The sequence below is a fragment of the Psychromonas sp. genome (assembly GCF_983033635.1).
The window spans coordinates 1-7732 of sequence record NZ_CEZLMY010000167.1 but is presented as its reverse complement, the minus strand read 5'-3'; the positions used below and the strand labels follow the sequence as shown (position 1 = coordinate 7732).

4 protein-coding genes are annotated in these 7732 nt (G+C 40.4%); all 4 read left to right on the top strand.

The features are described from left to right. A partial coding sequence (locus AC4GME_RS15680) for a PDDEXK family nuclease (protein WP_490379726.1) occupies positions 1-566 on the top strand: 566 nt, incomplete at its 5' end. Beyond that, positions 566-4219, top strand: coding sequence for an exodeoxyribonuclease V subunit beta (recB, locus tag AC4GME_RS15675; protein ID WP_490376635.1), 3654 nt, complete (start codon positions 566-568; stop codon positions 4217-4219). The genes AC4GME_RS15680 and recB, both read left to right, overlap by 1 nt. Next, positions 4213-6294 carry an exodeoxyribonuclease V subunit alpha gene (gene recD / locus AC4GME_RS15670; RefSeq protein ID WP_490376634.1) on the top strand — a complete coding sequence of 694 codons (2082 nt, stop codon included), beginning with the start codon at positions 4213-4215 and terminating at the stop codon, positions 6292-6294. The genes recB and recD overlap by 7 nt, the downstream gene beginning before the upstream one ends. A gap of 98 nt (positions 6295-6392) precedes the next feature. Next, a complete protein-coding gene (locus AC4GME_RS15665) occupies positions 6393-7598 on the top strand; it encodes a GGDEF domain-containing protein (protein ID WP_490376633.1) in 1206 nt (401 codons plus the stop codon). The last annotated feature ends 134 nt before the right edge of the window (positions 7599-7732 follow it).

Below are 7732 nucleotides of genomic sequence, written 5' to 3'. Positions count from 1 at the left end.
GTTTTGCACAAAAGCGTTTATTAGGTGAATTAAGCGACCATTGTGAAAATGGTTTAGTGCGCGTAAAAACGGGCGGTATCAAGGGGAAAGATATTTTATCGTTATGGGTAGAGCATCTTTGTTACTGTATCGCCTATGGAAAAAATCTTAATTCCAGCTTGTTCGGTCAAGCCAATGGTATCTATTTTGAAGAGCTTCCTGCGGATTATGCTTATCAAAGATTAACTGAATTAATCGCATTATACGAAGCGGGATTACAGACGCCGTTACCCTTTTTTATTCAAAGCGCATTTGCCTGGATCACTATGGTCAATCTGCATCAACCGGACTGTTTTGTTTTAGATGATTTAACCTTTGAAGCGCGCGCTGAAGGGCAGAAAGCAGCTTTGGAAATATTCGCCAATAGCCGCGGTTTTGCTGAAGGAGAAGATCCTTATATCAAGCGCTGTTATGACAATTTAGAAGATCATTGGTTAGAGTTTGAAACATTAGCGATGCAGGTGTTTAAACCAATTTTAGCGAATATCAGTACCATTGAATATGGTGAATGGGAGGAGGAGGCGTAATGACTGAATTTAAAACAGGATCACAAGTTTCGGTTTTGCCATTAGATGCATTAACCTTCCCGTTATATGGCCTGCGCCTGATTGAAGCCTCAGCGGGCACAGGTAAAACCTATACTATCGCCAGTCTGTTTATCCGTTTGTTATTAGGTCATGGTGATAGTGAAAGCGATCAACAAGGCGAGGTTGCTGATAATGCCCATCAAAAACCATTAACGGTTGAGCAAATCTTAGTGGTGACTTTTACCGAAGCCGCAACGGCAGAACTGCGCTCGCGTATTCGCGAGCGTATTCAACTGGTGCGTTTGGATTTTCTGAAGGGTGAAAGTGATGATCCCTTTACGCAAACCCTTATGAATCAGAGTCAAGATCATCAAACGGCGATTCGTTTACTGCGTTTTGCCGAGCTGCAGATGGATGAAGCGGCCATTTATACGATTCATGGTTTTTGTCAGCGTATGCTGATGCAAAATGCCTTTGAATCGGGCAGTTTATTTCAGCAAACTTTATTAGAAGATGATTCCAAACTGTTATTACAAACTTGTAACGATTTTTGGCGCACCCATTTCTACGATCTATCGACACCGCTAACCGAGCTTATTTTCAGTTATTGGCAAAATCCGGAGCAGTTAAAAAATGAGCTGCGCAGCTGGTTATCACGCAATGATCTGCAATTTTTGCCCGAAATTACTGATTTTGATTTTAAAGCTAAATATGAGTCCAGTTTACAGGCGATTGAAAAAGTAAAAGAAAGCTGGATAAAAGATGAGGCGGATTATTTTGATATTATCAGTCACTCTGATGTTTCCAAGCGCAGTTATACTAAGAAAAATTTACCCAACTGGTTAACTGAAGTTTCCCAGTGGGCATTTCAATCAAGCTCCTCTTTATCTCTGCCAAAAAACTTGCTTAAGTTTTCACAAAAAACCTTAGATGAAAAAACGCCGAAAGGGGCTGCGCCCAAACACCCGGTATTTTCACAAATAGAGGCATTGCTTGAACAAGATCTTTCCCTGCAGAACACCCTGTTGATAAAAGCGACAAATTGGGTGCGTGCACATCTGCAGGCAAGTAAACAAATGCAGATGTTATTAGGTTTTGATGATCTGCTTACGCGTTTAGATGATGCTCTGCAGCACTCTGTTGATAATCATCTCGCCCTGCAGATCAGAGCTGCCTATCCGATAGCTTTAATTGATGAATTCCAGGACACCGATCCGGTGCAGTACCGAATTTTCCAGACGATTTATCAGAAAACCGAAGATCATGAGTTTACCGATAAAAGTGCGGGGCTGTTTATGATAGGCGATCCCAAGCAGGCAATTTACAGCTTTCGTGGCGCAGATATTTTCACCTATATGAAAGCAAGGCAGAATGTGACTGCTCATTACAGTCTGGATTATAACTACCGCTCCAGCCCCGAGATGATCAATGCTGCCAATGCATTTTTTAAATATTGCCCTGCACCTTTTATTTACAATGATGATATCCCTTTTATTGCGGTTAAAGCCCCCGATATTAAACGTAAAAAATTGCTGGTGGCTAATAAAGATGATTCTGCGCAAACCGCGCTACAGTTTATTCATCCTGTCGGGGGAGAAAATGCAGAAGGCTTTAAAGAGTCGATAACGCATGCCTGCGTTAATGAAATAAAAAAAATACTGTTATTAGCGCAGCAGGGCAAAGCCTATTTAGAGGATAAACAGGGCGTTAAAAAGGCCATTCGTGCCAATGATATTGCGATTTTAGTGCGCACAGGTAAAGAGGCGTCGAAAATCCGTAAAGCACTATTTAATGAAAATATTAACAGTGTTTATTTATCACTCAAAGAGAGTGTCTATGCAACGCCATTAGCGCAAGATTTATTGCGTATTTTGCAGGCCTGTTTAAACCCTGAAAATGAACGCTTATTACGCAGTGCAATTGCCTGCAAGTTGTTTGCTTTAAGCCCTTACCAAGTTCATCAGCTGCTTGCAGATACGCACTTATGGGAAGAAAAAATCAGCCAATTTATTGAATATCGTGCAATTTGGGCAAAAGCTGGGGTTTTGGCAATGCTGCATAAATTATTCCACCAACAGGGTATAAGTGCACATCTATTGAAATCGCCACAAGGCGAACGTTCGCTTACAGATGTTTTACATCTTGCTGAATTACTGCAAAAAAACAGTGTTGATTATGATGGTGATTTTGCTTTGCTACGCTGGTTCAGTCAGCAGATAAAGCAAGCCGATGACGATTCCGGTGAGCAAAAACAGCGTCTTGAAAGTGAAAAGGATCTGGTGCAGGTAAGTACTCTGCACAAATCAAAAGGGCTGGAATACGATATTGTGTTTATGCCGTTTACCGGTTTATATCAAAAAGCCAGGGAGTGTTTGTACCATGATCCCGAGAGACAACATAAGATAATGTATGATCTGAACAATAATAAAAATCATTTAGCATTAACAGAAAAAGAGCAGTTAGCAGAAGAGTTACGTTTATTATATGTTGGCCTGACACGCAGTGTTTATCGCTGTTATATCGGTATTGGCAGTTATAAAACGGGACGCGTGAAAAACAGTCCGCTTGCTAAAAGTGCGCTCGGCTACATCTGCCTGCAGGGCGGCAAAGATCTGTTAGCGGGTGATACGGATCTGTTAAATGGCCTTCTTGCTAAAATGTGTAAAACATCAAACAATATTTCCGTTCGCAGCAGCCCTGTTTTAGATGAAACAGCTTATCAGGTTCAGCAGGAGGATCTCCCCCTGCAAGCTCCCTGCAGCTTTACCGGCAGAATTGAAAAAAATTATTGGATCAGCAGTTATTCATCACTGTCACGTTTTCACAGTGTAGCCGGTGAGAATGAAAATATTCTGGCAAAGAACAAGGTTGAAACTCCCCTGCTTGAGCCGGCGAAAAGCCCTTTTAGTTTTCCAAGAGGGGCGAAACACGGCAGCTTTTTACACCAGTTATTTGAGTTAATTGATTTTCAACAAGCGACAAGCGAGGGTTTAACGGATTGGTTAGCAGAGCAACTTGAGCAGCATTGTTATCAAGATCCGGAGTTATGGTCAGCTGTTTTGGCAACTTGGATTGAGCAGATTTTAGAGCATGATTTAAACAGTGAGCTGGGTGTTAAATTACGCGCTTTGAGCGCTGCGCAAAAGAAAGTTGAGATGCAGTTTTTTATTGATATGAAACTTATTCATGCGCCGCAGGTGAATCGATTGATTCAGCAATATGATCCGTTATCAGCGCGAGCGGGGGAATTACAGTTCCAAAGTGTGCAAGGTTACTTAAAAGGTTTTATCGATCTTACCTTTGAATTCGATGGTAAATATTATCTGCTTGATTATAAATCCAATTATCTCGGTGATAACTTAGAAGATTATAATCAGCACAATATTGAGTTAGCTATGATTGAACATCGATATGATTTTCAATATCAGCTTTATACCTTAGCTTTGCATCGTCTGCTTAAACTTCGTTTACCTGATTATGATTACGATACCCATATCGGTGGTGTTTTTTATACATTTTTACGCGGTATGCAGGGGGATAATCAGTTTGGTGTGTATTTTAATAAACCTAGCTTTGCTTTAATAGATGGGCTCGACAAGCTTTTTTCTGGGCAAAATGACCATACAAAATTGCCACAGGAGTCGCTATGTTAAAGCAACTTAAACAATGGAAAGAGCTGGGGTTATTACGCTCAATCGATTACCACTTCGCAAAATTTATTAACGAGTTAGGTGCAGACACATTAACTACCTTAAGTGCCGCTTTTACTAGCGAATATTTAGGGCTAGGGCATATCTGCCTACCTATTGATGAAATTGTGCAACGCCTTAATGAGAAGTGTCTAAGCACTGAGCTTAATCTGCAAAGTTTTTGTCAACGCCATAATATTGAATGTTTACTGCAAAATAATCAGGACACACACGCGTTATTAAGTGACTCTTTGTATGTCGGTGAAACTGCCCCCTTAAGTCTGCAGTTTAATGCACTTTATTTAACGCGTTATGCGCAGTTTGAACAGTTGATTGCCGATAAATTATTGACTCAACCTGAAGTGATTTTACGCGGTAATATCAAAGCTGAATTAGATCCCTTGTTTACCATTAATTACGATTATTTGTGGCAGGCCTGGTGTGCTGATAATAAACAGTCTGTCCGTCAATTATGTGAAAAGTTTTTAGATCTGCTGCCGCAGGCATCTGTAGACTGGTCACAAATTGAAACTGTTTTTAAGCAGGCGTCAAGCAGCCGGGATCTGCAGCAGTTAGCTGATTTAATACCTGAGAGTGAACGTTGTGACTGGCAAAAGGTCAGTGCAGCGCTTGCACTTAGCACGGCACGCTGTGTTATCTCTGGTGGCCCGGGGACAGGTAAAACCACCACTGTCACTAAGCTGCTTGCGCTGTTATTAAAGGCGCAACCCGGTTTATTGATCAAAATGGTTGCACCAACTGGCAAAGCAGCCGCGCGCTTAACCGAATCAATCAGTCATGCATTAGTCGAGTTGGATATCGATCCTGACTTAAAAGCAAAAATCCCCAGTGAAGCGAGTACTATTCATCGTTTATTAGGTGTTAAAGCCAACAGTAACCATTTCCGTCATAATCACAGCAAAAAATTACACTTAGATTTGTTGCTGGTGGATGAAGCATCTATGGTTGATCTGCCTTTGATGGCAAAATTACTGATGGCGTTGCCGGATAATGCGCGTTTGATTTTATTAGGTGATAAAGACCAGCTGGCCTCGGTTGAAGCGGGGGCTGTATTGGGTGATATCTGTTATTTTATCGAGTCGGGTTACAGTAAGGAGAAAGCGCAGCAGTTAGCAGATTTAACGGGTTTCAGCTCGTTAGTTAAGCAGCAACACGCTGTTTCCAGTATGGCTGATAATTTATGTTTACTGCGTAAAAGTTATCGTTTTGATCAATATTCGGGTATTGGGTATTTAGCCAAAGCGGTCAACTCAGGTAAAGCAAGCAGTAAGCAGGTTTTGCAGTTGTGTCATGACTTTGATGATCTAAACTGTTTTTCTCATAATGAGCAAAATCTTACAGAGTTAGATAAATTGATATTAGCGGGTTATGCTCCCTATTTACAAAGCCTGACGGTGATAACGCCAGAAAATCGTGATGATGCTAAAAAACTATTAAAGATATTTAACCAATTCAAAATTCTTTGCGCTACGCGAGAGGGGGAATGGGCGGTTGATGGTCTTAATCTGCGTTGTGAAACTGTGTTAACAAAAGCGGGTTTGATAAACAGACAAACCTCCCTGCAGGAAAACGGACATAACAGCTGGTATGTCGGCAGGCCAATTATGATCACCCAAAATAATTACCATTTAGGATTATATAATGGCGATATTGGTATCTGTTTAATGGATGATGAAAATCAGTTACGTGTTTATTTTCAAATGGCGGATGGCGCTATTGCTGATTTTCAGACCAGCCGTCTACCCAGTTTTGAAACTGTTTTTGCGATGACAGTGCACAAAAGCCAGGGCTCAGAGTTTGCTCATACGGTATTGGTTTTACCGGAGAATAATCTGCCGGTGGTAACCAGAGAGCTTATTTATACCGGTATCACCCGTGCCAAACAGCGACTGACTCTGTTTGCTGATCTGTTATTAATGGCCAATGCAGTTAAGCATAAAACACAACGATCCAGCCGTTTAGTCGAGCGTTTACAGGCTGCACCAGATGCAAATGACAATAAAGTTCTATCAAATTAAAGTCTAACTGGTCACTTATTAGGGTGAGTAAGGCATTTGCTAGCTACAATTTAAGATAATTACTGTTCTTGTCCTTATTTATTATAAAAGGGGCTGTAATGGATTTAGATATACGCACGCTTTTTATTGTAAATATGTTCACAGCGTTCATTGTCTCTATTGTGATGTTGATTATCTGGCGGACACAAAAATCAAGTTCCAGCTTAGGCTGGATCTCACTGGGTTTTGGCTGCTTGATGGTGGGCGCTCTGTTAATATCGAGTCGTGGCTATCTCTCTGATTTTATTTCTATTATTCTTGGTAATAGCATCTATCTGTTATGGGCGGTTTTTGTCTGGCAAGGTACCCGTGACTTTCAAGGATTAGTTTTTCCGCTGAAAAATGTGCTGTTATCACTTTTTTTGTTTGTCTGTCTGTTTCTTTATTACACTTACATTGATTTTGATCTGAGTATGCGGATTATTGTTATTTCGCTGTTTTTAGCCATCTATTCAATTTTGACCATGATCGATCTGTTAAAACCTATCCATTTAAATTCCCCCTCTATCGAGCATAAATTTATAGTCGCCATAGTGTTCTTTTTTGTGTTTTTTATGCTGCTGCGCATTGTGATGGTGTTGGTTGAAAGTACAGATAATGATTTTATGAGTGCGAATTGGTTACAGCAAGCATCAGTATTAGTTTTTATGCTTTATAGCGTTGCTTTTTCATTAAGTTTTTTATGGGTACTGCAGCGCCATTTAGAGCATATAGTCAAAGGTCGAGCCGATGCATTAAAGGCAGCAAATGCATTAACAGAGCAACTGCGTAAAGAAGCCGAAAATGCGGCTTTACATGATCCGTTAACCCTGGCTGGCAATCGCCGTAAATTTGAAAGCAATGCCAATTTAGAGCGAGAGCGTCATCTACGTCATAAGCACGAACTTTGCCTCGCTTTTGCCGATATAGATCATTTTAAAGCCGTTAATGATAAATTTGGCCATGATGTTGGTGATCAGGTATTAAAATCATTGGTAAATCACTTTACCGATATTATTCGTAATATCGATATGGTTTACCGTTGGGGAGGTGAAGAGTTTATTATTTTGTTACCTGAAACAGACTTAAGTAAAGCATTGCTTGTTTGCGAGCGTATTCGAGAGCATATTCAATCAACCTTGAAAGTCGAGCAGGATAGCATCACTATCAGTATCGGTGTGGCCCAGTTAGGCGATAAAGAAAGTATAAAAACATTAGTGCAGCGTGCCGATAAATTATTATATGTTGCAAAACAAAGTGGCCGAAATTGCGTTATTGGACGTTAATACCAAATCCGATAATTATATATTCATTTATGCTTGTTAAAATGAATGCTAGCTTCGTTATTGATTTTGCAATTAGAACAACTAGTTACTGCAATCAATGCCTTGCTTTCATCCATTTTTCCTACGCCTAAATA